17 protein-coding genes and 1 tRNA gene are annotated in these 24628 nt (G+C 36.8%); 11 read left to right on the top strand and 7 right to left on the bottom strand.

Annotation, left to right across the window (positions count from 1 at the left end):
* Positions 1-1284: a 2-oxoglutarate dehydrogenase complex dihydrolipoyllysine-residue succinyltransferase gene (odhB, locus tag AAT17_RS06405; RefSeq protein ID WP_060523334.1), complete on the top strand. Its 1284-nt coding sequence runs from the start codon at positions 1-3 to the stop codon at positions 1282-1284.
* Between the two features lie 72 nt (positions 1285-1356).
* On the opposite strand, the gene fabD is transcribed toward odhB, so the two are convergent.
* Both fabD and AAT17_RS06395 read right to left on the bottom strand, forming a co-directional pair.
* Positions 1357-2241 carry an ACP S-malonyltransferase gene (fabD, locus tag AAT17_RS06400; protein WP_042276329.1) on the bottom strand — a complete coding sequence of 295 codons (885 nt, stop codon included), beginning with the start codon at positions 2239-2241 and terminating at the stop codon, positions 1357-1359.
* 87 nt (positions 2242-2328) lie between these two features.
* A complete protein-coding gene (locus tag AAT17_RS06395) occupies positions 2329-3252 on the bottom strand; it encodes a dihydrofolate reductase (protein WP_367379288.1) in 924 nt (307 codons plus the stop codon).
* A gap of 20 nt (positions 3253-3272) precedes the next feature.
* Between AAT17_RS06395 and AAT17_RS06390 the strand changes: the two genes are divergently transcribed.
* The 4 genes from AAT17_RS06390 to AAT17_RS06375 all read left to right on the top strand — a co-directional run bounded on the left by AAT17_RS06390 (position 3273) and on the right by AAT17_RS06375 (position 9134).
* Entirely contained in the window at positions 3273-4355 is a 1083-nt protein-coding gene (locus AAT17_RS06390; protein ID WP_082586917.1) for an aminotransferase class V-fold PLP-dependent enzyme, read from the top strand.
* Positions 4356-4374: 19 nt separating this feature from the next.
* Positions 4375-6471: a T9SS type B sorting domain-containing protein gene (locus AAT17_RS06385; protein ID WP_060523332.1), complete on the top strand. Its 2097-nt coding sequence runs from the start codon at positions 4375-4377 to the stop codon at positions 6469-6471.
* Positions 6472-6622: 151 nt separating this feature from the next.
* On the top strand, positions 6623-7423 hold the full coding sequence (locus AAT17_RS06380; protein WP_060523331.1) for a hypothetical protein: 801 nt from the start codon (positions 6623-6625) through the stop codon (positions 7421-7423).
* A 142-nt stretch (positions 7424-7565) separates the two neighbouring features.
* Positions 7566-9134 (top strand): family 16 glycosylhydrolase, encoded by a 1569-nt coding sequence (locus tag AAT17_RS06375; protein ID WP_060523330.1) that lies wholly within the window; start codon positions 7566-7568, stop codon positions 9132-9134.
* A gap of 45 nt (positions 9135-9179) precedes the next feature.
* Here the strand turns inward: AAT17_RS06375 and AAT17_RS06370 are convergent, their stop codons facing one another.
* Positions 9180-10109 (bottom strand): alpha/beta hydrolase, encoded by a 930-nt coding sequence (locus AAT17_RS06370; protein WP_060523329.1) that lies wholly within the window; start codon positions 10107-10109, stop codon positions 9180-9182.
* A 17-nt stretch (positions 10110-10126) separates the two neighbouring features.
* Complete coding sequence (polA, locus tag AAT17_RS06365; RefSeq protein WP_060523328.1) at positions 10127-12976, bottom strand: DNA polymerase I; 2850 nt, start codon at positions 12974-12976, stop codon at positions 10127-10129.
* 110 nt (positions 12977-13086) lie between these two features.
* Between polA and AAT17_RS06360 the strand changes: the two genes are divergently transcribed.
* Positions 13087-14331, top strand: a complete 1245-nt coding sequence (locus AAT17_RS06360) for a metallophosphoesterase (protein ID WP_060523327.1) — start codon at positions 13087-13089, stop codon at positions 14329-14331.
* Positions 14332-14375: 44 nt separating this feature from the next.
* Entirely contained in the window at positions 14376-14672 is a 297-nt protein-coding gene (locus AAT17_RS06355; RefSeq protein WP_042276304.1) for a co-chaperone YbbN, read from the top strand.
* A gap of 1 nt (position 14673) precedes the next feature.
* Here AAT17_RS06355 and AAT17_RS06350 read toward each other — a convergent pair whose 3' ends face one another.
* Positions 14674-15291: a polysaccharide deacetylase family protein gene (locus AAT17_RS06350; protein ID WP_060523326.1), complete on the bottom strand. Its 618-nt coding sequence runs from the start codon at positions 15289-15291 to the stop codon at positions 14674-14676.
* A 2-nt stretch (positions 15292-15293) separates the two neighbouring features.
* Positions 15294-18665 carry a DUF2723 domain-containing protein gene (locus tag AAT17_RS06345; protein WP_082586916.1) on the bottom strand — a complete coding sequence of 1124 codons (3372 nt, stop codon included), beginning with the start codon at positions 18663-18665 and terminating at the stop codon, positions 15294-15296.
* A 184-nt stretch (positions 18666-18849) separates the two neighbouring features.
* On the opposite strand from AAT17_RS06345, the gene AAT17_RS06340 reads away from it, so the two are divergent.
* Positions 18850-18920 (top strand) — tRNA-Gln (locus AAT17_RS06340).
* 74 nt (positions 18921-18994) lie between these two features.
* Here the strand turns inward: AAT17_RS06340 and AAT17_RS06335 are convergent.
* Positions 18995-19816: a universal stress protein gene (locus AAT17_RS06335; protein WP_060523324.1), complete on the bottom strand. Its 822-nt coding sequence runs from the start codon at positions 19814-19816 to the stop codon at positions 18995-18997.
* Between the two features lie 147 nt (positions 19817-19963).
* Here AAT17_RS06335 and rimP point away from each other — a divergent pair, with 147 nt between their 5' ends.
* The 3 genes from rimP to infB are packed head-to-tail and all read left to right on the top strand — an operon-like array spanning position 19964 to position 24524.
* A complete protein-coding gene (gene rimP / locus AAT17_RS06330; protein WP_042276295.1) occupies positions 19964-20431 on the top strand; it encodes a ribosome assembly cofactor RimP in 468 nt (155 codons plus the stop codon).
* A gap of 9 nt (positions 20432-20440) precedes the next feature.
* Positions 20441-21673: a transcription termination factor NusA gene (gene nusA / locus AAT17_RS06325; RefSeq protein ID WP_060523323.1), complete on the top strand. Its 1233-nt coding sequence runs from the start codon at positions 20441-20443 to the stop codon at positions 21671-21673.
* A 28-nt stretch (positions 21674-21701) separates the two neighbouring features.
* Positions 21702-24524: a translation initiation factor IF-2 gene (infB, locus tag AAT17_RS06320; RefSeq protein WP_060523322.1), complete on the top strand. Its 2823-nt coding sequence runs from the start codon at positions 21702-21704 to the stop codon at positions 24522-24524.
* The last annotated feature ends 104 nt before the right edge of the window (positions 24525-24628 follow it).

Raw genomic sequence — 24628 nt, 5'->3', positions numbered from 1 at the left:
ATGGCTCTAGAAATGAAAGTGCCTTCACCAGGCGAGTCGATTACAGAAGTAGAAATCGCAGAATGGCTCGTTGCCGATGGCGACTGGGTAGAAAAAGACCAGGCAATTGCCGAGGTAGATAGTGATAAAGCAACCCTAGAATTACCAGCAGAAGCTAGTGGTATTATAACCCTAAAAGCAGAAGAAGGTGATGCTGTTGCAGTAGGTGAAGTAGTCTGTTTAATTGATACTGAAGCTCCAAATCCAAATGGAGGTTCTCAAGATGTAAATAACGAGAGCTCAACCTATGAAGGTGGTGATGAAGGTGGTGGACAAGCAGCTGAAAAAGAGCAGGCAAAAAGTGCACCCGACTCAAAATCTACTAGTCATGATAAAGCACCACAACCTACACAGGCTAAAGAGTCTTATGCTACAGGTACAGCTAGTCCAGCAGCTAAGAAAATTTTAGATGAAAAAGGTATCGATGCTGGTAGCGTTAAAGGTACTGGTCGCGATGGTCGTATAACAAAAGAAGATGCGGTAAGCGCAACACCTTCTATGGGAACACCTGGAGCTGGCTCTAGAGGAGTTTCTCGATCTAAATTATCCATGCTGCGTCGTAAAGTAGCAGAACGTTTAGTAAGTGCAAAAAATGAAACAGCGATGTTGACCACCTTTAACGAGGCAAACATGCAACCTATTTTTGACTTACGTAAAGAATATAAAGAAGACTTTAAAGCCAAACATGGAGTCTCTCTAGGATTTATGTCCTTCTTTACCAAGGCAGTAGTACGTGCCCTAGATTTATATCCTGCTGTAAACAGTATGATAGATGGTAAAGAAATGATTACTTATGATTATAAAGATATTTCTATTGCAGTATCAGGTCCTAAAGGATTAATGGTGCCTGTAATACGAAATGCAGAGAATCTAAGTTTTAGAGGAGTAGAGGCAGAAGTAAAACGTTTAGCATTGCGTGCTCGTGATGGACAAATCACAGTTGACGAGATGACGGGTGGAACCTTTACTATTTCAAATGGTGGAGTTTTCGGTAGTATGATGAGTACTCCTATTATTAATCCACCTCAAAGTGGTATTTTGGGAATGCACAATATTATTGAGCGACCAATTGCAGAAAATGGGCAAGTTGTAATACGTCCTATGATGTACCTTGCTTTATCTTACGATCATAGAATTATCGATGGTAAGGAATCTGTAGGCTTCTTAGTAGCTATTAAAGAAGCACTAGAAGATCCTATCAATTTATTAATGGATGGCGATGTGAAGAAAGCGCTTGAAATGTAAAACATTTTAAAAGGAATAAAAAAAACCCTATTCAATTAAGAATAGGGTTTTTTGTTTTTATTCTAGTATGAATTATTCTATAGTTGCACTGCTTGTGGTAACTTCTCTATCGATTTTTTTAATCATTCCTTGCAGCGCGCGACCAGGCCCTACTTCAATAAACTCATTAGCACCATCCTTGATCATTTCTTGAATGGATTGAGTCCATTTTACAGGTGCCGTAAGTTGATAAATAAGGTTTGTTTTTATGTCGTCGGTATTGTTTAGAGCAAACGTGGTTACGTTCTGGTAAATAGGACAAATTGGTTTTGAAAATTCTGTAGCTTCAATAGCTGCGGCTAGTTCTTCTCTTGCAGGTTCCATTAACGGAGAGTGAAAAGCACCACCTACTGGAAGTATTAAAGCACGTTTTGCTCCTGCCGCCTTTAATCTTTCACAAGCTTCCTCAACAGCAGGTACTGCTCCAGAAATTACTAATTGTCCAGGACAATTATAGTTGGCAGCAACAACAGTTCCTTTCACTTCTTTACAAACCTGTTCTACAACATCATCTGTCAAACCTAAAATTGCGGCCATAGTACTAGACTGTATTTCACATGCGGCTTGCATCGCTAGTGCACGTTTAGAAACTAGATTAAGTCCGTCCTCAAATTTTAAACAATTTGTAGCAGTAAGTGCACTTAATTCTCCTAAAGAATGTCCAGCTACCATATCCGGTTTAAAGGCATCGCCCATCGTTTTTGCTAGAATTACAGAATGTAAAAAAACGGCAGGTTGTGTAACCTTAGTTTGCTTAAGTTCTTCTGCTGTTCCTTCAAACATGATTTTGGCAATGTCAAATCCTAGTTGCTCGTTTGCTTGTTCAAATAAAGCCCTTGCAGAGGCGTGATTATCATATAAGTCTTTTCCCATTCCTGTGAACTGGGCTCCTTGTCCAGGAAAAACGTATGCTTTCATATTAGTAATTTTTCAGGTTGTAAAAGTAGGCTTTTGTAGGTTTACTTGCTATAACTAGTTTGCAGGTGTCATTTATCTAGATTGTTGTTATTTACGCTTCCAAGTTTCAAAATCAAAAGCATAGTCATGCTTATCATCCTTAGGATGATGTTCTTTATTTATAAGATTCCACTCGTTGGTATCAATTTCTGGAAAAAAAGCATCAGCAGTGAATGAGCCATGAACTCTAGTAAGTTCAATGTGAGTGGCGTAAGGTAGAGCTATTTGATAAATTTCTCCACCACCTATTATAAATGGTTTTTCATCTTCACTTGCTGCTGCAAGGGCAGTTTCCATGTCGTGGACTACGATGGCCTGTGAGGTTTTGTAATTTTTATCACGTGTGAGTACGATATGAGTGCGATTAGGTAAAGGTTTTGGGAAGGACTCAAAAGTTTTTCTTCCCATAATAATATGATGACCAGTTGTAATAGCTTTGAAACGTTTAAAGTCGTCTGGCAAATGCCATACTAAATCACCATCTTTCCCCAATTCATTATTGCTGCCTGCGGCTGCAATCATGGTCAAAGTTTTATTGTTTGAAGGTTGAGATATGATTTTTGTTTTAGGTAAAGGCTTTTCACTATTAATTTTAGATTCAAGCTGTGCGATGCGTTCTTGTTGTTTTTGAACCAATCGGTTGTACTGTTTTTTTTCCCATTCTGGACCCAGCAGTCTATTTGTGATGAACACTTTAAATGCGTGATAAATTAATAATAACAACCAAACAAACAGTACCCATATCCACCATTCCACACCTAGAAATTTAATAGGTTCACTTTGCATAAGAACTTGTGAGATGATTATCAAACCAATAGCTCCTACAAGGAAAACAACAAAATGAGTGAATAGACCACGTTTTTCTTTAATGCGTCGTTGGGCATTTTCTATAAGTTCCTTTTGTAGAGGATCGATTTCTGGTACGTGTTTCTTTTTAAAACCGAACATGATTAGTTGTATTTTTATACTCAAATGTACAGTATAAAGACTTTATGAACTCATCCCTTATCAAGAATTTAAGAGCAGCTTACCCCATTCTTAATAGGTACACTTATTTAAATGTGGCTAATCACGGGTTGCTTTCTCAAGCGGTCATTAATGAACGCATTCACATACTACATCAATTAAGAGATGAAGGATCAAAGTTTACAAACCTTTCCAGTAATTTGATTGATGCCTGCAGAAAACGTCTATCGCAATTTCTTGATTCACATATTGATTACACAGCTTTTGTTCCTAATTTTTCACAAGCTTTTATTCACGTTTTGCATACTCTGGATAAGGAATCCAAATTTCTATTAATTGAAGATGATTACCCATCACTTAACGACGCTGTAAGGCAACGAGGTTTTATTACTCAATATGTTACTATAGACAATGAAATTGAGCAGAAAATCCTAGAAGCATTTAGAGAGGAAGCTCCTGATTTTTTCTGCTTTAGTATGGTTCAATATATTTCTGGCATTCAATTAAACAATGAATTCATAAAACAACTTAAACTCGAATTTCCCGATACGGTTTTTATTGCAGATTTAACTCAATACGTGGGATGTGAGGAGTTCCGCTTTCGCGAAAGCGGAATAGATATAATCATCGCAAGTTGTTACAAATGGCTACACGCAGGTGATGGAATAGGATTTATTTCAATTCAACCAGATTCATATTCAAAGGTATCTAGTCATTTAAATCAACTTATAAATACTCGTCAGGATAATCGCAGTTTAATGATACAGCAGTTTGAGCCAGGACATGTTGATTTGCTAGCTATATCTTCATTGAATCTAGCTTTAAAAGAAGTAGAAAAAATAGGAATTCAAAATATTGATTTAAGGCATAAAACATTGTCCAAGAATGTATTTCAAGAATTTAAGCAGCGTAAGTTGTTAGATCCATCTGTCATGCACAGAGAATCCCATTCAGGTATATTTAACATTAATGGTGATGAACACTTGTATCAAAAGTTGCTTGATTCAAATATTATTACCTCGTTACGAGGTCCCGGTATAAGAGTGAGTTTTTGTTATTTGAATACTCTCGAGGAATTGCATCATTTATTACACGTACTGGTTAAATAATTAAACCTATTTTTACTACATGAAGCGTTTTAAATTTTTACAGTTTTTTATTTGTTTAGTGATTGGTTTTTCCTCGGTTGCTCAAAATCCCAATGATTGTACCAATGCCATTTTACTTTGTGGTAATACAGATTTAGGATTAACACCATCAGGAGCTGGGACCAATGATTTTGCAAGCCCCAACAATCAAGTGCCTTCTTGTTATAATTTTCCGTTTGATCAGGCCTGGTTTAGGGTAGAAATTGAAAATACGGGAAGCTTTAGATTTGATTTGGTGCCTGATGTTGCAAACGCTGATTATGATTTTGCTGTCTTTGGACCTGTGACAGATTGTAATAATTTGGGAGCTGCAATTAGATGTAGCAGTACAAACCCACAATGGGCTGGTGTTTCAGGTAACACAGGATTAAATGATACAGAGACTGATGTAACAGAAGGTCCTGCTGCAAATGGGAATGGATATTTAAGAGAGATTGATGCTACAGCTGGTGAAGTATATTATATTATTGTAGGACTTGCAGCAGGTACAGGAGGATTTCAACTTAATCCTGGAGGAACGGCAACCTTGCCGCCAGCTCCTGTAGCAAATCCTGTACAAGATCAAGAGTTTTGTGATAACCTAGGGCCACAAGACGGAATTAGAGAATTTGATTTTACCCAGTTTGACGCTACTATTATAAATGGTCAATCCAACGTAATAGTAACTTACCACGAAAGCTTGAATGATGCTAATATAGGTACTGGTGCATTATCATTTCCTTATACAAATTCAACAAGTACTTTTTCAGTATTTGCTAGAATTGAACGTACTGACTCAAATTGTACTGACTTTACAGAATTTGAAATTGTGGTTGATGAAAATGGCATACCTAATGATCTTGATGAAGTAGTTGTATGCTCAGTTAATAATACCCAGTCTTATGATCTTGCTGCAAATGTAGATTTATTTGTAGCAAATGCGAGTTCGTACAACATTACCTATCATGATACTGAACAAGATGCTTTTAACGACACCAATCCTATAAATCCAAATGTTACAGCTACTACCACACAAACTTTTTATTTTTTAAAGGTTACCGATCCAGCAGGTATTATTTGTGATTCAGTGGTTAGAGTTCCTTTGAGACTGTATAATCCTCCAGTTGTGCAAAATCCTAATAATTATCTTGTTTGTGATATAGAAAATGATGGGTTAGAGCAAATTGTTTTAAGTGATTTAACGTCTGAGATACTTGGTGCTTTAGATCCAAATTTATTTGAAGTAAGGCATTATCTAACTAATAATGATCGCTCAGTACCTACCAATAACCTATCGGGTACACCGCAAATTTCACAACCTGTTACTAGTATTTTTTCTCGTGTTACTGATGTAAATTCAGGATGCTTTACTGATTTAGATTTTAATGTTGTATTAAATAGAACGCCTGACTTAAGGATGCAGGACCCGATAATTATATGCGAAGAGAATACACAGCCTATTACTATAGGTGTGGAATTTGGATTTGAATTCTATGAATGGAGTACAGGTGAAAGTGGACAAGACACCAACACAATTGATGTACTCTCACCGGGATCTTATACGGTAACTGTTACAAACAATGAGGGATGTACCTCTCAGCTGACTATCGAGGCTCTACCATCTTCAAAAGCTACTATTGATGAAATCATCACTCAGGATTTTAGAAATGGCGATAATACAGCTACAATACTGGTAAGCGGTTCTGGAGACTACGAATTTTCAGTAGATGACGGTGCTTATCAAAGTTCTAATTTCTTTGATGGATTGTACAAAGGCTATCATGATCTAAGGGTGAGAGATAGAAACGGATGTGGAGTAATTTTTGCCACTTTTGTAACATTGGATTACCAACGTTTTTTTACTCCAAATCAAGATGGCTTTAATGATTACTGGACTTTTGACGGACTTAAAGAATATCCAGGAGCTCAACTTTTCATTTATGATCGTCATGGTAAGTTACTTAAGCAGCTATCGCCAGATACAGTAGGTTGGGATGGTACTTATAATGGTAACCCTTTACCTTCATCCACTTATTGGTTTACACTAGAGATTGAAAATAGGCCAAAGGTTTCAGGAAATTTTGCTCTGGTTAGATAAAAATCGATGAATCGCATTTATTTTAATTGAATTCACCGATTAAAATGGTGTTAAATTCGATTAAAAACAATGGTTAACAATTGATAATTATTTTTTTTGTCCTTTCATCTATAGAAACTTTATTTGCGTTGATTTTAAAAGAAAACGTATTATGAAGTCCCTAAAAATTCTATTTTTTCTAGTTCCTTTTGTTGTTTTTTCTCAAGTTGGTCTTAATACAAGTTCACCAGAAGGAGTGCTCGATATAGTTTCTTCCAATACTGGTGTTTTATTACCTAGAATAGCGCTTTCATCCAATGCGGATAACACTACTATAATAAATCCTAATGGAGGTCCTATCGCAGATGGTACCATTGTTTACAACACCGGAACAGGCGGTTTAACACCTGCAGGAATCTTCATTTTTGAAAGCGGTAGTTGGGCACTTATGACTACGGATAGAGAAAAACAAATTCATTTTGGAACAATAACAATAACAAGCAGTGGATCAGTATCTGTTACAGGTGTAGGGTTTGAGCCATCTAGTGTTGAGTTTGTTGCGATAAATAGGGTGCAAACAGCTAACGAAGGAGCGTCTCGATCTGGTCAAAATAATAGCAATGATATTAGAATGGCTGGTGGAATGACAACTGGTTTTGCCCAAAATAATGGTGGTGCCATAGATCAATATGCAATGGCAACTGGTTTAAGTGGCTCTAGTATAAATAACATTGGAACTTATTCTTCTACTAACCATTGTTTTGCAGCATTATTTGTAAATAATAATGGAGAGCCTATTCACGATAATGGATCAGCTACTGGTGGTACAGATACTCAAGAAGGCTTGATAAGAGCCTCAATGACTTCTTTTGATACCGATGGATTTACGATTAATGTAGATAGATTCCTTGCGGGATCTAGCACTAATAGTAGAGAGAATCAGATCGTGGTAATGTATAAAGCTTACAGATAGACTTTTATAAATCTAGGATTTGAGTTGAAGCATGTTTATTTAAAGAAAAAAAGCAAGGAAAAGTAAATAGTAGCGCCTCTGTATAGTTTTTGTAGAGGTGGTAAATAGGTATCGTGTATACTGGTTCAGTTACATTTGATACATGAAAATTTATAGTCTTTTCTTCTTTATTATGGGATTTTGCTGGTCCAATAGCCAGCAATTACCGTTAGATTTTGAAAACAATTCTTTTCCTTTTTCTTCGTTTTCGGGATCGGGATTTTCATTTAGAGGTGATCCTTCACAGGCAGGTAACCAAGTGGGTGAATTTTTCAATGATGGTGCTGCTGCTTATCAAGGGTTTTTTATTGATTTAGGAACTCCTGTAGATTTAGATAACGATTCAAATCTATCTCTGAGGTTTTATGCCTTTGATCCAAATAGTCACAACATTATAGTAAAACTTGAGAATGGAATCAATACTGATATTGAAGTCAGTACAACAGTAGTTAATTCTCAAAATTCTTGGACAACACTCAATTTTGACTTTTCAAATGCTACAGAAACTGCTACAGGAAATACAGTTACTGGAACTGGTACTTACAGTCGGATAACCTTATTTATCGATGGTGGTTCCTTATCACCTGGAACCTACCTCATAGACGACATCGATAACAATGCTGTAGTAGGTTCACCTTCTAATCCAATTGATGTAGTCTATACAGATCTTGTCTGGTCAGATGAATTTAATACACCTGGTTTCAACAACCCTGTTGATCCAACAAAGTGGTTTCATCAAACACAAATGATTACTCCAACAGGATGGGCAAACGGCGAGATTCAGCACTATACAAATCGATTAGATAATTCTTATGTAGAAAATGGAATGCTGCATATAGTTGCAAAAAGAGAAAATTTTACTGATCAAGGTGAGACTAAACAATATACTAGTGCTAGATTGAATTCTAAGTTTGCGTTTACTCATGGTAGAGTAGACGTAAGGGCTAAACTACCAATTGGTGATGGTACGTGGCCAGCTATTTGGATGTTAGGTAAAAACATAAATGAAGATGGTGGTTATTGGGACAGCCAGTTCGGTACAACCAATTGGCCTTTGTGTGGGGAAATCGATATTATGGAACATGGATTAGGGCCCGTAAACCAGGTTTCGGCGGCATTACATACAAATTGTTCAGGATGTTTTGGGGCAACCATGAATTATCAGCCATTTATGTTATCAGATGTTGCAAATACGTTTCATATATATTCGGTCAACTGGTCGCCACAACAAATAACGTTTCTGATAGATGATGTTCCTTTTTATACCTATAACCCTGCTATACGCAATGTCGATACTTGGCCGTTTGATGCAGATCAATATTTATTATTGAATGTAGCTATGGGTGGTATTGCTGGAACGGTAGATCCTAATTTTGTGCAGAGTGATATGCAAATTGACTATGTACGTATTTATCAAAATGTGCTATCACTAGATGATGAATCTAGTTATACCTTAAAATTATATCCAAACCCTGCAAAAGAAAGGATTATTATAACATCTTCAAAAACCATAGATGAGTTATATATTTTTGATATGACGGGAAAACAGATTCATTTCAATCAGAATAATAAAGGAACTATTGATGTTTCTCAATTTAGTAATGGGACTTATTTACTTAAGGCAAGAATAGATGATATTGTTATAACCGATAAAATTATTATTCATCACTAATAAACAGGTGTGTCAAAAAAAATCACGTTCTCTTTAATCAGGTAATTACTGAAAAAGAAATTCTAAAGGGATAATAACTCTATCTCTCCAGGCATTTTCGCTGTGATTCTCTCCAGGGAAGTATCCCGTTCTCCAATTTTTAGCGGTGTAACCTTTCTCTTTAATAATGAAATCAACCTCTTTTTGAATCTCTGGATATAGGGCATCCAAAGTTTCATCACCACAGTCAAAATATAATTTGTGTGTAGCTGGATCTGGAAGATTGTTCTTTAAGTATTGTTTGAAGGCGTATGGAATAGGATTGTTTTCCAAAGTAAACGTTCCAGGCCAGTGAGTTGAAAGACATGCAGCACCTCCAAAAACTTGTGGATATTCACATAGAGCATACATAGAAATCAAGCCACCCATACTGCTGCCTGCAATAAAGGTGTTGTCTTTATCTGTGTAGGTGTTGAACATCTCATCAATGTGAGGTTTTAACTCACGCACTATGAATTTCAAATAATTATCCGAAGTTGGAGTAAAGCTAGATTCAAGAGGAACGTGAGACTGTTTTAATTGTTCATTTACAATATTTCTTTCATCTTTAGTAAGCATTTCAAAAGGTTTTTGTGGGAAATAATCACTATGTCTAGTTTCACCACCATTCCAAATACCTACAATAATAAATTCCTTTGAACATGAATCTCTCTTATAGAGTTGATGTGCAGCCTCATCCATTTCCCATGACTGTTTATTCCACGATCCTTTAGCATCGTATAGCATTTGACCATCGTGCATGTATAAAACTGAATACCTTTTATTTTTAGAATAATCATCTGGTAACCATATATCAATATTCCTAGCTGTAACGTAATTTGATTTAAAATCAGGAATTCGTTGAATACTACCTTGGGATACCTCTGGTAAATCCTCTTGAGAATGAGTACACGATATACTCATTAAAGTAATTATTAAGATAAAAGCTGTTTTCATCGAGATCTTTTTTTGACTTAATGCGCCTCTAACCAATCATTTCCTAAACCAACTTCAACATCTAGCGGTACACTCATTTTATAGGCATTTTCCATCTCTGTTTTAATGAGTGTTTTCATGTCTTCCAGTTCATCATTATGAATGTCGAAAACCAATTCATCATGCACCTGAAGCAGCATTTTTGATTTGCAGTTCAATGCTTCAAACTTCTTATGAATGTTAATCATGGCTAACTTGATAATATCTGCCGCGCTACCTTGAATAGGTGCGTTTACAGCGTTACGCTCTGCAGCGCCACGCACAACGGCATTAGAACTGTTTATATCCTTCAAGTAGCGTCTACGACCTAACACAGTTTCTACATATCCATTCTCTCTAGCAAAGTCGACTTGTTCTTGCATGTATGCTTTTAACTTAGGATAAGTTGCGTAATAGGTATCAATAAGTTCTTTAGCCTCACTACGAGATAAATCAGTCTGATTGCTTAAACCAAATGCACTTACCCCATAAATAATCCCAAAGTTCACAGTCTTTGCATTACTACGTTGCTCACGGGTAACATCTTGAATGGGAACATTAAATACCCTTGCTGCTGTACTGGCATGAATATCTTCATTGTTTTGAAAAGCTGCGATCATGTTTTCCTCTTCACTTAATGCTGCAATAATGCGCAATTCAATTTGGGAGTAATCAGCCGCGACAAGCCTGTAATTTTCATTGCGTGGTACAAAAGCCTTACGCACTTGTCGGCCACGTTCCGTACGTATAGGTATGTTTTGTAAATTAGGATCTGTGGAGCTTAATCTTCCCGTTGCAGCTACAGTTTGCATGTAGTTAGTGTGTATGCGTTTTGTTTGTTGATTGACCTGATTAGGCAACGCGTCCACATAGGTTGATTTAAGTTTAGTGAGTCCTCGGTATTCTAAAACATTGGCAACAATTTGATGATCTTTAGCTAGATAACTTAGTACATCTTCTGCAGTAGAATATTGTCCTGTTTTAGTTTTCTTCGGCTTATCGACAAGTTTCATTTTGCCAAATAGTATTTCTCCTAATTGTTTAGGAGATCCTATGTTAAATTCTTCACCTGCAATTTCATATATGTTGGATTCTAACTGGGCTATGTCTTCTGTTAGCTTTCGCGAAAGCGTATCCAAATAATCGCAATCAAGATTTACACCTTCAATCTCCATAGCAGCAAGTACCTTCAAAAGTGGCATTTCTATTTCATGAAATAACTTATCAGTACCAGCGGCAGCTAGTTCTTTGATAAAAAATTCCTTAAGCTGGAACGTGATGTCTGCATCCTCTACGGCGTATTCTTTTACTTTCTCCAAATCCACGTCGCGCATGGATTTTTGATTTTTACCTTTCTTTCCAATTAATTCGGTAATACTTTGTGGCGTATAGTTCAAGTAGGTTTCTGCTAGGACATCCATATTGTGACGCATGTCAGGATTAATTAAATAGTGCGCTAGCATAGTGTCAAACATAGGGCCCTTTACTTTTACCTCATATTTGTCTAGTACTTTAATGTCGTACTTCAAATTTTGTCCAACTTTTTCAATCTGATCAGATTCAAAAAAAGGTTTTAGCTGTTGTAATAGTTCTATGGCTTGTTCTTGATCCTCTGGAAAGGGTAGGTAATAACCCTTGCCTTTTTCCCATGAAAATGCAATTCCTACTAGTTGAGCTATTAAAGGATCAAGTCCTGTGGTTTCAGTATCAAAACAAACGCTGTTTTGATTCATTAAGGTCTGAATAAATAATTTTGTCCCCATTCCAGGCTGCACGATCTGGTACAAATGATCGGTGGTCGAAAGTGTGTTACGACCAGTGGCATCAGCCTCTGCAGCGGTACCTGATCCTGGTGTAGAAAACAAATCAAATTGACCACTTGATGAACTGGTGCTGTTATCAGAAGTTGTTTTTTTATTGTCTTCTTTGTAGTTAACACCAGGGACATTATCTGGGGCAAATATTTTGGCTAGAGTTTCTTTGGCACGACGAAATTCCAATTCATCAAAAATCTCATGAACTTTCTCAACATCTGGATCATCCAGTGTGTATTTAGTTGCGTTAAATTGAACAGGGCAATCCAATTTAATGGTTGCAAGTTGTTTTGAAAGAAAACCTAATTCTCTATTAGCTTCTACTTTTTCTTTCATTTTACCTTTAAGTTGATCAAGGTTTTCATAAAGTCCTTCCATGGATCCATAGGCCTTAATAAACTTTTTTGCAGTTTTATCTCCTACTCCAGGTAAACCTGGAATGTTATCACTGGCATCACCCATCATTCCCAAATAGTCGATTACTTGTTCAGGTCGATCTACTTCAAACTTTTTTTGAACTTCGGGAATGCCCCATATTTCTATCCCATTACCCATGCGAGCAGGACGGTACATGTAGATATTGTCAGAAACTAACTGTGCATAATCCTTATCTGGTGTTACCATATAAACGGTAAATCCTTCTTTTTCGGCTTGTTTTGATAAAGTACCTATTAAATCATCGGCCTCGATACCAGCTTCCTCAATAATGGGAATGTGCATCGCCTTTAATATTTGTTGTATGTAGGGTACGGCTATTTTAATTGCTTCTGGTGTTTCGTCACGATTAGCTTTATAATCTGCATATAGTTCAGTACGCTCTGCACTTCCTTCCTTGTCAAAGGCAACAGCTAGGTATTCTGGTTTTTCACGTCTTATAACGTCAAAAAGGCTGTTAGTAAATCCCATTATGGCACTGGTATCCATGCCTTGTGAATTGATTCTAGGATTTTTAATAAGAGCATAATATCCTCTAAAAATTAAAGCATAAGCATCTAGTAAAAACAGTCTTTTATCGTCGGTTCCGTCGTTCGTCATGATGAAAATTTGAGAAGGTTAAAGATAAAACTATATGCTAGGGTGAGCAAGAGCGCCGGCTTTAACTTTATCTTAATCCATAACCTATTGTATTGAGTTAATTTAGCGCCATGAGATTTATATATATCATAGGTTTTTTCATTATTGTTGAAATTTATGCTTTTCAACTTATTCGAGTACTAGCTAAGGGTCATTGGTGGAAATGGGTATATCTAGCGGTATCAATACTTATTTTCCTAAACGTTGTTTTACAATTCTATTTATCTCCAGATCGCACTCAAGTAGTTCCAGTAAGAGATTTTGCAGTCACCTTATTTTTGGCTTTTCTAGCAGCCAAAACGGTCTTCTTGCTCATCATGTTCTTCGAGGATATTGTGAGGATTGTAGAAGGTGTTATCTCGCTTTCGCGAAAGCATAATTCTACCGACCTAGAAGGAATGTCTGACACTAGCTCATCTTTCCTGCCTAGCCGTCGTTCATTTATAGCCAAAACGGGACTAGCACTAGCTGCATTACCTTTTGGTGCTATTTTATATGGAGCCTGGAAAGGGAAATACAATTATCAAGTACGTGAATATGAATTAAGTTTTGAGGATTTACCCGAAGAATTTAATGGTTATAAAATTTCTCAAATAAGTGATATTCACGTAGGTAGTTTTGATGATAAGGATGAGGTAGCCTATGCTATTGACCTTGTAAATAAACAACAAAGTGATGTCATATTGTTCACAGGTGATCTGGTTAATAATGTGGCACGAGAACTTTATGGCTGGGAAGATATCTTGGGAAGATTAAAGGCAAAGGATGGTGTATTTTCTGTACTAGGGAATCATGATTATGGTGATTATGTGAATTGGGTTAGTCAAAGTGAAAAGCGTAAAAATCTTGAAGAGTTATTCCAGATTCAAAAGAATATGGGATGGCGATTAATGATGGATGAAGCACATGAAATTAAGAGAGGTACGGATAGTTTACATATTGTAGGAGTTCAAAATTATGGTGGTGGACGTTTTCCTAAATATGGTAATCTAGACAAAGCTAGCGCCTCGTTGTCGGATTCTAGTTTTAAAGTTTTAATGAGTCATGATCCTAGTCACTGGGAATTACAAGTCAAAGATCATCCTAAAAAGTTTCATCTCACTCTAAGTGGTCATACTCATGGAATGCAATTTGGTGTCGAGATACCTGGTTTTTTTAAATGGAGTCCAGTGAGTTTTGTTTACAAACGATGGGCTGGTATCTATAAGGAATTAGATCAATTTTTAAATGTTAACCGTGGATTTGGTTTCATAGGTTATTCTGGACGTGCAGGAATTTGGCCAGAGATAACAGTGATAACCTTAAAACGTGCTTAATAGGGTAAAGTTTCTTATTTTTGATAAGATAAGGTGTACTTGATATGTCAAAATTTGGCGAGCTTATAAATACTGAAAAACCTGTTCTACTTAGTTTTTTTACCGAGTGGAATGAGGAATCACAAAGTATGCAGGATATTTTAAAAAATGTTGCTGCTACCCTTGGTGATCAGGCAAAAGTGATAAAAATCAATGTCGATAAGAATGTCGAGTTGTCCAACGCACTGCGTATTAAAACCTTGCCTACTTTTATCCTTTATAAGTCTGGTGAGATGATGTGGCGTCAAAGTGGAATACAAGATGGAAATGCTCTTGTTACCCTACTACAACAGTACTCTTAAATTAAAGTGTTGCTGTTTCCCAGCCATTGTCCTTTATGTATTGTAAATATTCGGGAAGCATTTGTTTCAACATTTCTAGAAATTTGTCACTGTCATGAAACACAATAATACTTCCGTTTTTAGTATGCTTTTTCAACTGTTTTAATACAACAGTTGGGTTTTGATTAACATCAAAATCTCCTGAAAGTACGTCCCACATTATAATTTGAAACCCTAGTTTTTTTAATGAATTATAAGTAGATAACCTCAATTTACCATACGGTGGTCTAAACAACTTTGATTTAATAGAAGACTCTGCAAACTTTACATTTTTAATGTATTGTTTGTTATTGGTTTTCCAACTATTTAAATGGTGTTGAGTATGATTACCTGTTTGATGACCACCATTTAAAATACGGTCATAAAGATCAGGATGTTTAATTACATTATCTCCTACACAAAAAAAAGTAGCTTTCATTCCATAGGAATCTAAAAGCTCTAGAATATAGGCTGTTGCATCTGGTTGTGGTCCATCATCAAAGGTTAAATAAACTTTTTTTTCTGAACGGCTTTTGCGCCAGATACAACCTGGGAAAAGGGAAGTGACCCAATCAGGATTATGAAAGGGATACCATCTCATTTTTAATCCAGGCTATCTGACTTTGGAGTTTGTAAAGATTCAAGATCAGTATTTTCCTCGTTTATTCTTAGTAATTCTACCATCGCACTATCGATTAACGCAGGATCTAAATCGTCGCTATTTGACGATAAAGTATTTACAATACTTAATTTTTCTCTAGGATCATACTGTTTAGGGAATCGCATCATATATTCATTAAAAATATCAATTTGCTCAGTAGCAAATTTCATATCTTTTGCTAGAATAGCAGACTGTACAAGGTTTCTATACCTTTCAACAGCAGTGATAATTGCAATGCTTACATCTTCACCTTGATCGTCAATATTAAAGTTTTCATAGAACTCTAGTTCATCTTGATATTTGGCAATTACTCTCAATAGTAAATCTCGTGCTTTTTCTTTTTTACCAACATTATAATAACCAGTCACAAAGGGTTCTATCATAGAATAATGGCCAAATAATTCTAAAGGCATTTTTTCCATTCCAAGGTCTAGGATTTCCTCAGCTTTATCTAGTTTACCTTCTTCGGTAAGTGCGGTAGCTACTCGGGTGATATTACTTCTAAACCCTACACTATTGCGTCTAGTTTCTACATCGTGTAAAACATCTGGATTACCGCTGTTGCCCCATTTCCAACTTTTTAATACCTCATATCCATGATCAGCATCAACGCGACCCATTGAAAATGGATCCCTATGGTCGTATTCTGATTTTATAGGTATTAAACGATAAGCGCAGCCATCTAACTGAAGATAATCTTTCATCCAGATATAGTCTTCGTCACCAAAGGCACCACCAGAAAAATAAATAGGTCGTTCCCAGTTATTAGCTGCAAGAATATCCAGCATGAACATTCTGTTTTTATATACATAATCACTGTCTAGTTCAATGATTATTTCGTCAACTATTTTATCAGCATCTTTTTCAGGTACAACACCATTAGCTAGTACAGCCTGCTTATTGACAGGAACTCGTATGAATTTACTAGGATAAGTATGTTCTTCATAAGGCCCGAATCGATCTTCCATGGTATAACGCTTGTTGCTGCGTACCCATGCCATCCAGTCTGTGATGTCCAGCGTATCTTTAAGGAATGCCTTAGGAGCACCCATTTCAATAGCTTTTTCTTTATCTAATGGTAATAAAACATCTCTAGTGCCGTAGGTGTAATCGCTGTGTGATAAAGTGCTAGGAACTGGTGCGCTGTCCCATGCTTGCTTTTTCATATCATCCATATACCAGGCTGTGCTTAATAGGGAAGTACATACAACCCTAACATCGGTGCGATAATTCTCAACCTCTTGTAAATACCATAAAGGGAACGTGTCATTGTCACCTATTGTAAATATCATGGCGTTAGGTAGGCAACTATCTAAGTATTTGCGCGCATTTTCTAAGGCAGAGTATTTTCCTGATCTATCATGGTCGTCCCAGTTTTGAACACCCATGAGCAAAGGTGCTGCTGCAAAACAAGCCACGAGTGAAACTAATTGTGCTGGCTTTGATTTTATAAGGTCTCTTAATCCTTCATAGATAGAATAAACTCCCATTCCTATCCACATAGAAAATACTAAAAAGGAACCTACATAGGCATAATCACGTTCTCTTACTTGAAAAATGGCTTGATTAAGATAAATAATTATGGCAATCCCGGTGAAAACAAAAAGCACTAGGGTAACATAAAAAGATTTTTTATCTTTTGTAAAATGAAATATAGCACCTAATAAACCTAGGATTAATGGTAAAAAGAAATAAGTGTTGCGTGCAGGATTATTTAACATGTCCTCACTTAACTCATCTTGATTGCCTAGTCTGAATTCATCAATAAATTTAATTCCGCTTATCCAGTTACCATTAAATGGATCCCATTCTCCTTGAACATCATTCTGTCTTCCGGTAAAATTCCACATGAAGTATCTTAAATACATGTATGAAATTTGATAATTCAACATGTAATCTACGTTTTGAAAGAACCCTGGTTTTGAAACAGTAATATAATCTCTTAAACCTACAATGGCATTGATATACTCGTTAGTTTCAATTTTTCCTGATTTGTAATCTAGTTCTAACTGGCCTAAAACCTCTAGTAGTTGTGGATTGTTTTCATATCCTTTTTTAATTTTATAAGGCAGCTCACCCATGTATTCAACATAATTAGTAGCCCTACTCCCGTCGGTCATTCTAGGAAAAAAACCTTTGTGATCGCTATGAGTGTTTTGAGCAGCATCCTCATAATTATTTACGATCACGTACTTTCCTAATTCATCATTGCGCTCATATTTAGGTTTCTCATCCACGTAAGGCTCATCAGGATCTAGACCTACATACCTATCGGTAAATGAAGGTCCGTAGAAAATAGTTTGTTTAGGATACTGTTCACGATTATAGTAAGCCAGTAATGATCGTGCGTCCTCGGGACGGTTTTCATTTATAGGAACTCCAGCATTTGATCTTATGGGCAACATTACCCATGAGGAAAAACCAATAAGGATAAATGCGATACTTAGTGTTATGGTGTTTAGGAGTGGTAGATTACGCTTTCGCGAAAGCGTAATTAAATAAATGAATAAGGCTATAATTAAAACAAAAACTATAATAGTACCATAATTGAATGGCAACCCGATGTCATTGACAAAGAAAATCTCCAGTTGACCAAAAATAGCCAAGGTATTAGGTCCTAAGAATAGGAATACAAATAGAAGAACTGCGACAACAGCGACATTTGCGAGTATGAAATTAAGAGGAGTAATTTTTTTATAATGTTTGAAGTACCATAAAAGTCCAATAGCTGGTATGGTAAGTAACCCTAGAAAGTGCACTCCAAAGGAAAGACCTATAATAAATGAGATTAAAATAAGCCAGCGATTACCTCTAGGTTTAAGCATGTCGCGCTCCCACAAAAGGCCTAGGTAAAACATTAAACTCATGAGCATGGTTGTCATGGCATATACTTCTGCCTCTACAGCATTAAACCAAAAGCTGTCAGTTACAGCAAAGGCTAATGAGCCTATCATGGCGCTACCTAGAACCATAGTATCGCTTGCCTTATCTTTAAGTATGTGGTTTTTAAGTAATAAAGTGAGTGACCAAAACATAAAAAGCACAGCAAAGGCACTTGAGAACACCGACATCAAATTCACCATGTAGGCGATTTGAGTAGCATCGGTAGTGAAAATTGAGAAAAATGCACCTAGCATTTGATACAACGGTGCTCCAGGTGGATGTCCTACCTCGAGCATTGCAGATGTTGCGATGTACTCACCAGCGTCCCAAAAACTAATTGTAGGTTCTACTGTAAGCCAGAATATGGTTAAAGCGATGGCAAAGGTGATCCATCCAATGATTTTATTTAGTTGATCGTAATTCCAATTCATAATTGTGGTAAAATCTATGGGCGAAAATAAGCATTCTTATTCATGCTTTTGTAAAGCATAACGGCAAAACCTAGTAGTTCTTGTACGGTAAAAGGCTAGATTATAGGTGGGAACAATTTTTTTAATTTTTTTTCGATTTTTTTTGCACAGTTATAGGTTTGTATTAAATTTGCATCCGCTTAGATGGCCTATGGTGTAATGGTAACACTGCGGTTTTTGGTACCGTCATTCTAGGTTCGAGTCCTAGTAGGCCAACAAGTAACGAGAAATCCCGAAGTTTTTGCTTCGGGATTTTTTTATTGTTATTGTTTTTAAATTTAGTTTTTAGACTACTTAATTCTAAAAGTGATGACAGGAAGACTGCTGTGGTTAACTACATCTTCACTTACACTACCGTTAAAGAAGTGAGATAAACCACGACGTCCGTGTGTTGCCATTCCTATAACATCGGCCTTGATATCCTTGGAGAAATTGAAAACACCTTCTTCTACAGATTGGTCGTTGTATATAGTATAATCCTTGGGCTCTACATTTACATTTTTTAAATATTCCTGCATTTTTGCGCTGGCGTCTCTAGTGGATAAAAAATTCCCTGGTGTATTTACGTATAGTAAGTGTAAATGGCAATTTGTTTGTCTGGCAAAATTATCTGCCTCTTTAAGAGCGCTTGTTGAATTAGGGTCTAGATCAGTTGCAAAAACGAATTCGTTTACATCCAATCTTTCTTTACGGTCTTTTACGATAAGTACCGGAATTTCAGAATTGCGCACTACTTTTTCTGCATTAGAACCTATAAATAGGTTTTTAACACCATCAGCACCATGTGAACCCATTACAATAATATCGGCATTATGTCTTTTTACGGTATCCATAATTCCGCTAAATGCTGCGCCAGTAGCAACGTCACCATGAACAGTTACTCCGTCTAAGAAATCTGCTTTCATCAAGTTGTCAAACTTTTCTTTGGCTAATTTCATAAAGAATACAGCTTCGGGTAAATTAGAGCTACCGTTATTTGCTAGGTGTAAAGGAAGGTCTAGTTGATGAAGAAGGTATACTTCGCCATCGTTTTCACGTGCCATGTCGGCCGCTATTCTCAATGCGTTTTCTGCTTGAATGGAGAAGTCAGTAGGGACGATTATTTTTTTCATCTTGGTGGATTTTAGTGAGTATTAAAGATAGTGAATTTATCGATAATCATAAATAGCTGTGTTACTTGCAGTAATCATTAAATCGTGTTATATTTGCAGCGTATTTGAAAGGATTCGAGGGGACGATTGTCCCCTCTTTTTATAGCTATGTTGAAAGAAAAAGCACTTGAATTACTAAATGAAGCGTTTGAAGAGCGTCCTGATTTATATCTAATCGATTTTAAAATGGGAGCTAGTAATGACATGAAAGTAATCATCGATGGTGATAATGGCGTGACTCTTGCAGATTGCGTATTTGTTTCTAGAGCAGTAGAGCACAACCTGGATAGAGATGAAGTTGATTTCTCAATAGAGGTTACGAGTGCAGGAGCTACAACTCCTTTAGAACTGCCTAGACAATACAAGAAAAATATAGGACGCACACTAGAGATTACCGATCGAGAAAAACGTTCAGAAACTGGTGAGCTTATTTCGGTTCAAGAAAATGGTGTGACCATTAAGTGGAAAGCACGTGTTCCTAAAACGGTGGGAAAAGGAAAAATGACTGTTGAAAAAGAATGGTCTCCTTCATTTGAAGAGATCAAAAAAGCAAAAGTGGTAATAAAATTTAATTAATATCAAGATATGGAAAATCTCGCGTTGATCGAGTCTTTTTCTGAGTTTAAGGATGAAAAAATGATAGATCGCGTCACGTTGATGGCGATACTTGAAGATGTTCTTAGGACTGCATTGAAAAGAAAGTATGGAGAGGATGATAACTTTGATATTATCATTAATCCTGATAAAGGAGATTTAGAAATATGGCGTAATCGCGTCGTAGTGGCAGATGATGAGGTTGAGGATGATAATTCAGAGATTTCATTAACCGAGGCTCGTAAAATAGAGCCAGATTATGAAGTTGGAGAAGATGTTGCAGAAGAGGTTAAATTAGTACAATTAGGTCGCCGAGCTATATTGGCACTTAGACAAAATTTAATTTCAAAAATTCATGAGCACGATAATACAAACATCTTTAAACAATTTAAAGATCTTGAAGGTGAGTTGTACAGTGCCGAAGTTCACCACATCAGACATAGAGCGATTATATTGCTAGATGATGAAGGAAATGAAATTATTCTACCTAAAGATCGACAAATACCATCTGACTTTTTTAGAAAAGGGGAGAATGTTAGAGGAGTAATAGAGAGTGTTGAAATGAGAGGTACAAAACCTAACATCGTTCTTTCTCGTACATCTCCTAAATTCTTAGAAAAGCTTTTTGAGCAAGAAATCCCAGAAGTTTTTGATGGGGTTATTCAGGTTAAAGCAGTGGTTAGAGAACCAGGTGAAAAAGCAAAAGTAGCAGTCGATAGTTACGATGATAGAATTGATCCTGTAGGAGCCTGTGTTGGTGTTAAAGGTTCTCGTATTCACGGTATTGTACGTGAACTAGGAAATGAAAATATTGATGTAATTAACTTTACTAACAATACACAGTTGTATATTGCACGCGCATTGAGTCCAGCTAAGATTATTTCAATGAATCTAGATGAGGAAAATAAACGTGCTGAAGTAACTTTACATCCTGACGAAGTATCAAAAGCGATAGGTAGACGTGGACATAACATACGTCTTGCAGGAAAGCTTACAGGATACGAAATAGATGTTATTCGTGAAGGTGCTGAAGAAGATGTAGAGCTTACCGAATTCTCTGATGAAATCGAAATGTGGATTATCGAAGAATTCAAGAAAATAGGTTTGGATACTGCCAAAAGTGTTCTAGAGCAAGACGTTGCTGACTTAATAAAACGTACTGATCTTGAGGATGAAACTATTTATGAGGTAGTAAACATTCTTAAGTCTGAATTTGAAGATTAAATAGTAGTCACAACCCGTAACCATATTTATGGCTGAAATTAAAAATATGAGACTTAATAAAGTGCTTCGAGAATTTAATATTTCTCTTGATCGCGCTGTAGAATATCTTAACGCTCAAGGTATCGAGATTGAAGCTCGACCTACGACTAAGATTGATGCTACTGTGTATCAAGCACTTGCTGATGAGTTTCAGACAGACAAAAGCAAGAAGGTAGCTTCTAAAGAAGTAAGCGCCGAAAAACGCAAGGAACAAGAAGAATTGCGTTTACAGCGTGAGAAGGAGCAAGAGGAAAAGCAGCGCATTAAGGAAGAAAAAATCATTAAAGCCAAAGCTAAACTGGACGGACCTAAACAGGTAGGTAAAGTAGATTTAGATGCTAAACCTGAAGAAACTGTTGAGGAGCCAACTCCTGAGAAAAAGGAAGAACCTGTTGCTAAAGTTGAAAAACAAACCCAAGACAAAACTCCTGAAAAGGTAGAAGAGAAAACTCCTGAAAAGGAAACTCAAGGACCAGCAGTAGTTTCAAATAGAAAAGCTGTTAAAGGAGCAACTATTAAGGGTAAAATTGATCTTGAACCTAAAAAGAAGAAGGAAGCGCCTAAAAAAGCTGCTCCTAAAAAAGAGGAAGCTAAACAAGATCAAAAACCGATTCCAAAAAAGGAAACTCCTAAAAAGGAAGTAAAGACAGAGAAGCCTGCTCCTGAGAAAGCTGCAGCTCCTGAAAACTCTGAACCAGAGAAGATTCAAACGGAATATAAGAAATTAGATGGGTTAAAGGTTACGGGACAAAAAATAGACCTTTCTAAATTCCAAAAACCGAAAAAGAAGACAGATTCTTCAAGAGGTAAACGCAAACGTATCTCTAAGCCTGATAACCGTCGTGGCGGTAAGCCAGGAGGAAACAAACCAAGTAATAAACGAGGTAGAAAGAATGTTGTTAAGGAGGAGCCTACTGATGAGGAAATCCAAAAACAAGTTCGCGAGACATTAGAAAAACTGCAAGGTAAATCTAACAAGTCCAAAGCTGCTCGTTACCGTCGTGATAAACGTGATCAACATAGAGAGCGCGTTGAACAAGAACAAGCAAGTGCAGAAGAAAAGATCCTTAAAGTAACAGAGTTTGTTACCGTTAACGATCTAGCTACTATGATGGATGTTCAGGTTAACCAGATTATTGGAGCTTGTATGTCCCTAGGTATGATGGTGACAATGAATCAAAGACTGGATGCAGAAACAATGACTATAGTAGCTGAGGAATTTGGCTATGAAGTAGAGTTTGTTACAGCCGATATTGAAGATTCAATTACAGAAGTTGAGGACAACGAAGAAGATCTAGAAACAAGAGCTCCTATTGTTACAGTAATGGGACACGTAGATCACGGTAAAACATCATTACTGGATTACATACGTGAGGAAAATGTAATCGCTGGCGAAAGTGGAGGAATTACACAGCACATTGGTGCTTATGGTGTGACTCTTGATAATGGTCAACGTATTGCTTTTCTTGATACACCAGGTCACGAGGCCTTTACAGCCATGCGTGCTCGTGGTGCACAAGTTACTGACATCGCAATTATTGTAATTGCAGCAGATGATGATGTAATGCCACAAACTAAAGAGGCAATTAGTCACGCCCAAGCCGCAGGAGTTCCTATCGTATTTGCTATAAATAAGGTAGATAAACCAACTGCAAATCCGGATAAGGTAAAAGAGTCGCTAGCAAATATGAATTTACTAGTCGAAGATTGGGGTGGAAAAATTCAATCACACGATATTTCAGCCAAAACTGGTTTAGGTGTTCAAGAATTACTTGAAAAAGTAATCTTGGAAGCCGAGTTACTTGATCTAAAAGCAAATCCTAATAAACCTGCTGTAGGTACAGTTGTAGAAGCCTACTTGGATAAAGGACGTGGATATGTTTCTACCATTCTTGTTGAAGCTGGTACTCTTAAAATCGGAGACTACGTTCTTGCGGGACGTACACACGGTAAAGTAAAAGCAATGCATGATGAGCGTGGTAAAGTTATTGAAATAGCTGGACCATCAACTCCGGTTTCTATTTTAGGATTAGATGGAGCACCACAAGCAGGTGATAAGTTCCATGTGTTTGAAGATGAACGCGAGGCCAAAGATATTGCCGCTAAACGTACACAGTTACAACGTGAACAATCTGTACGTACTCAGAAAACGCTGTCACTTGATGAAATCGGTAGACGTATTGCTTTAGGAGACTTTAAAGAACTTAACTTAATCCTGAAAGGAGATGTTGATGGATCTGTAGAGGCACTTACTGACTCGTTCCAGAAACTTTCAACTGAAGAAATACAAGTTAATATCATCCATAAAGGTGTAGGTGCAATTACAGAAAGTGATGTGCTTCTTGCAACAGCTTCAGATGCGATTATCATCGGGTTTAACGTAAGACCTCAAGGTAATGCTCGTGCAGTAGCAGAGAAGGAAGAGGTGGATATCCGTACTTACAGCATAATCTATGATGCGATTAACGATCTTAAGGATGCTATGGAAGGAATGCTTTCTCCTGAGCTTAAGGAGGAAATTACCGGAGATGCAGAGGTTCGTCAGACATTCAAGATATCTAAAGTAGGTACCATTGCAGGTTGTATGGTTCTTAATGGTAAGATATATCGTAATAGTGGCGTACGCCTAATTCGAGATGGTGTTGTTAAGTATACTGGTGAACTTGCAGCTCTTAAACGTTTCAAAGATGACGTTAAGGAAGTAGCAAAAGGTTATGAATGTGGTATGCAAATCAAGAATTACAATGATCTACAAGAAGGAGATATTATTGAATGTTTCCGTGAGGTAGAAGTAAAGAAAACTTTGAAATAATAAGTGATTCTTATAGAATATAGAAACCGTTACTTGTTCAAGTAACGGTTTTTTTTATGTAAAAAGATTTGGAGTGTTACCTCGCTTTCGCGAAAGCGATATTC

The organism is Nonlabens sp. MIC269 (genome assembly GCF_001430865.1).
GTDB classification, from domain to species: Bacteria; Bacteroidota; Bacteroidia; order Flavobacteriales; family Flavobacteriaceae; genus Nonlabens; species Nonlabens tegetincola.
The sequence above is the reverse complement of the archived record's forward strand: the minus strand, read 5'-3'. Positions and strand labels throughout refer to the sequence as shown.

Excerpts from the sequence above, each read along its gene's own strand:
- odhB (WP_060523334.1), top strand. The coding sequence starts at position 1 with ATGGCTCTAGAAATGAAAGTGCCTTCACCAGGCGAGTCGATTACAGAA.
- fabD (WP_042276329.1), bottom strand. The coding sequence starts at position 2,241 with ATGAAAGCATACGTTTTTCCTGGACAAGGAGCCCAGTTCACAGGAATG.
- AAT17_RS06390 (WP_082586917.1), top strand. The coding sequence starts at position 3,273 with ATGAACTCATCCCTTATCAAGAATTTAAGAGCAGCTTACCCCATTCTT.
- AAT17_RS06385 (WP_060523332.1), top strand. The coding sequence starts at position 4,375 with ATGAAGCGTTTTAAATTTTTACAGTTTTTTATTTGTTTAGTGATTGGT.
- AAT17_RS06380 (WP_060523331.1), top strand. The coding sequence starts at position 6,623 with ATGAAGTCCCTAAAAATTCTATTTTTTCTAGTTCCTTTTGTTGTTTTT.
- AAT17_RS06375 (WP_060523330.1), top strand. The coding sequence starts at position 7,566 with ATGAAAATTTATAGTCTTTTCTTCTTTATTATGGGATTTTGCTGGTCC.
- AAT17_RS06370 (WP_060523329.1), bottom strand. The coding sequence starts at position 10,109 with ATGAAAACAGCTTTTATCTTAATAATTACTTTAATGAGTATATCGTGT.
- polA (WP_060523328.1), bottom strand. The coding sequence starts at position 12,976 with ATGACGAACGACGGAACCGACGATAAAAGACTGTTTTTACTAGATGCT.
- AAT17_RS06360 (WP_060523327.1), top strand. The coding sequence starts at position 13,087 with ATGAGATTTATATATATCATAGGTTTTTTCATTATTGTTGAAATTTAT.
- AAT17_RS06355 (WP_042276304.1), top strand. The coding sequence starts at position 14,376 with ATGTCAAAATTTGGCGAGCTTATAAATACTGAAAAACCTGTTCTACTT.
- AAT17_RS06350 (WP_060523326.1), bottom strand. The coding sequence starts at position 15,291 with ATGAGATGGTATCCCTTTCATAATCCTGATTGGGTCACTTCCCTTTTC.
- AAT17_RS06345 (WP_082586916.1), bottom strand. The coding sequence starts at position 18,665 with ATGAATTGGAATTACGATCAACTAAATAAAATCATTGGATGGATCACC.
- AAT17_RS06335 (WP_060523324.1), bottom strand. The coding sequence starts at position 19,816 with ATGAAAAAAATAATCGTCCCTACTGACTTCTCCATTCAAGCAGAAAAC.
- rimP (WP_042276295.1), top strand. The coding sequence starts at position 19,964 with ATGTTGAAAGAAAAAGCACTTGAATTACTAAATGAAGCGTTTGAAGAG.
- nusA (WP_060523323.1), top strand. The coding sequence starts at position 20,441 with ATGGAAAATCTCGCGTTGATCGAGTCTTTTTCTGAGTTTAAGGATGAA.
- infB (WP_060523322.1), top strand. The coding sequence starts at position 21,702 with ATGGCTGAAATTAAAAATATGAGACTTAATAAAGTGCTTCGAGAATTT.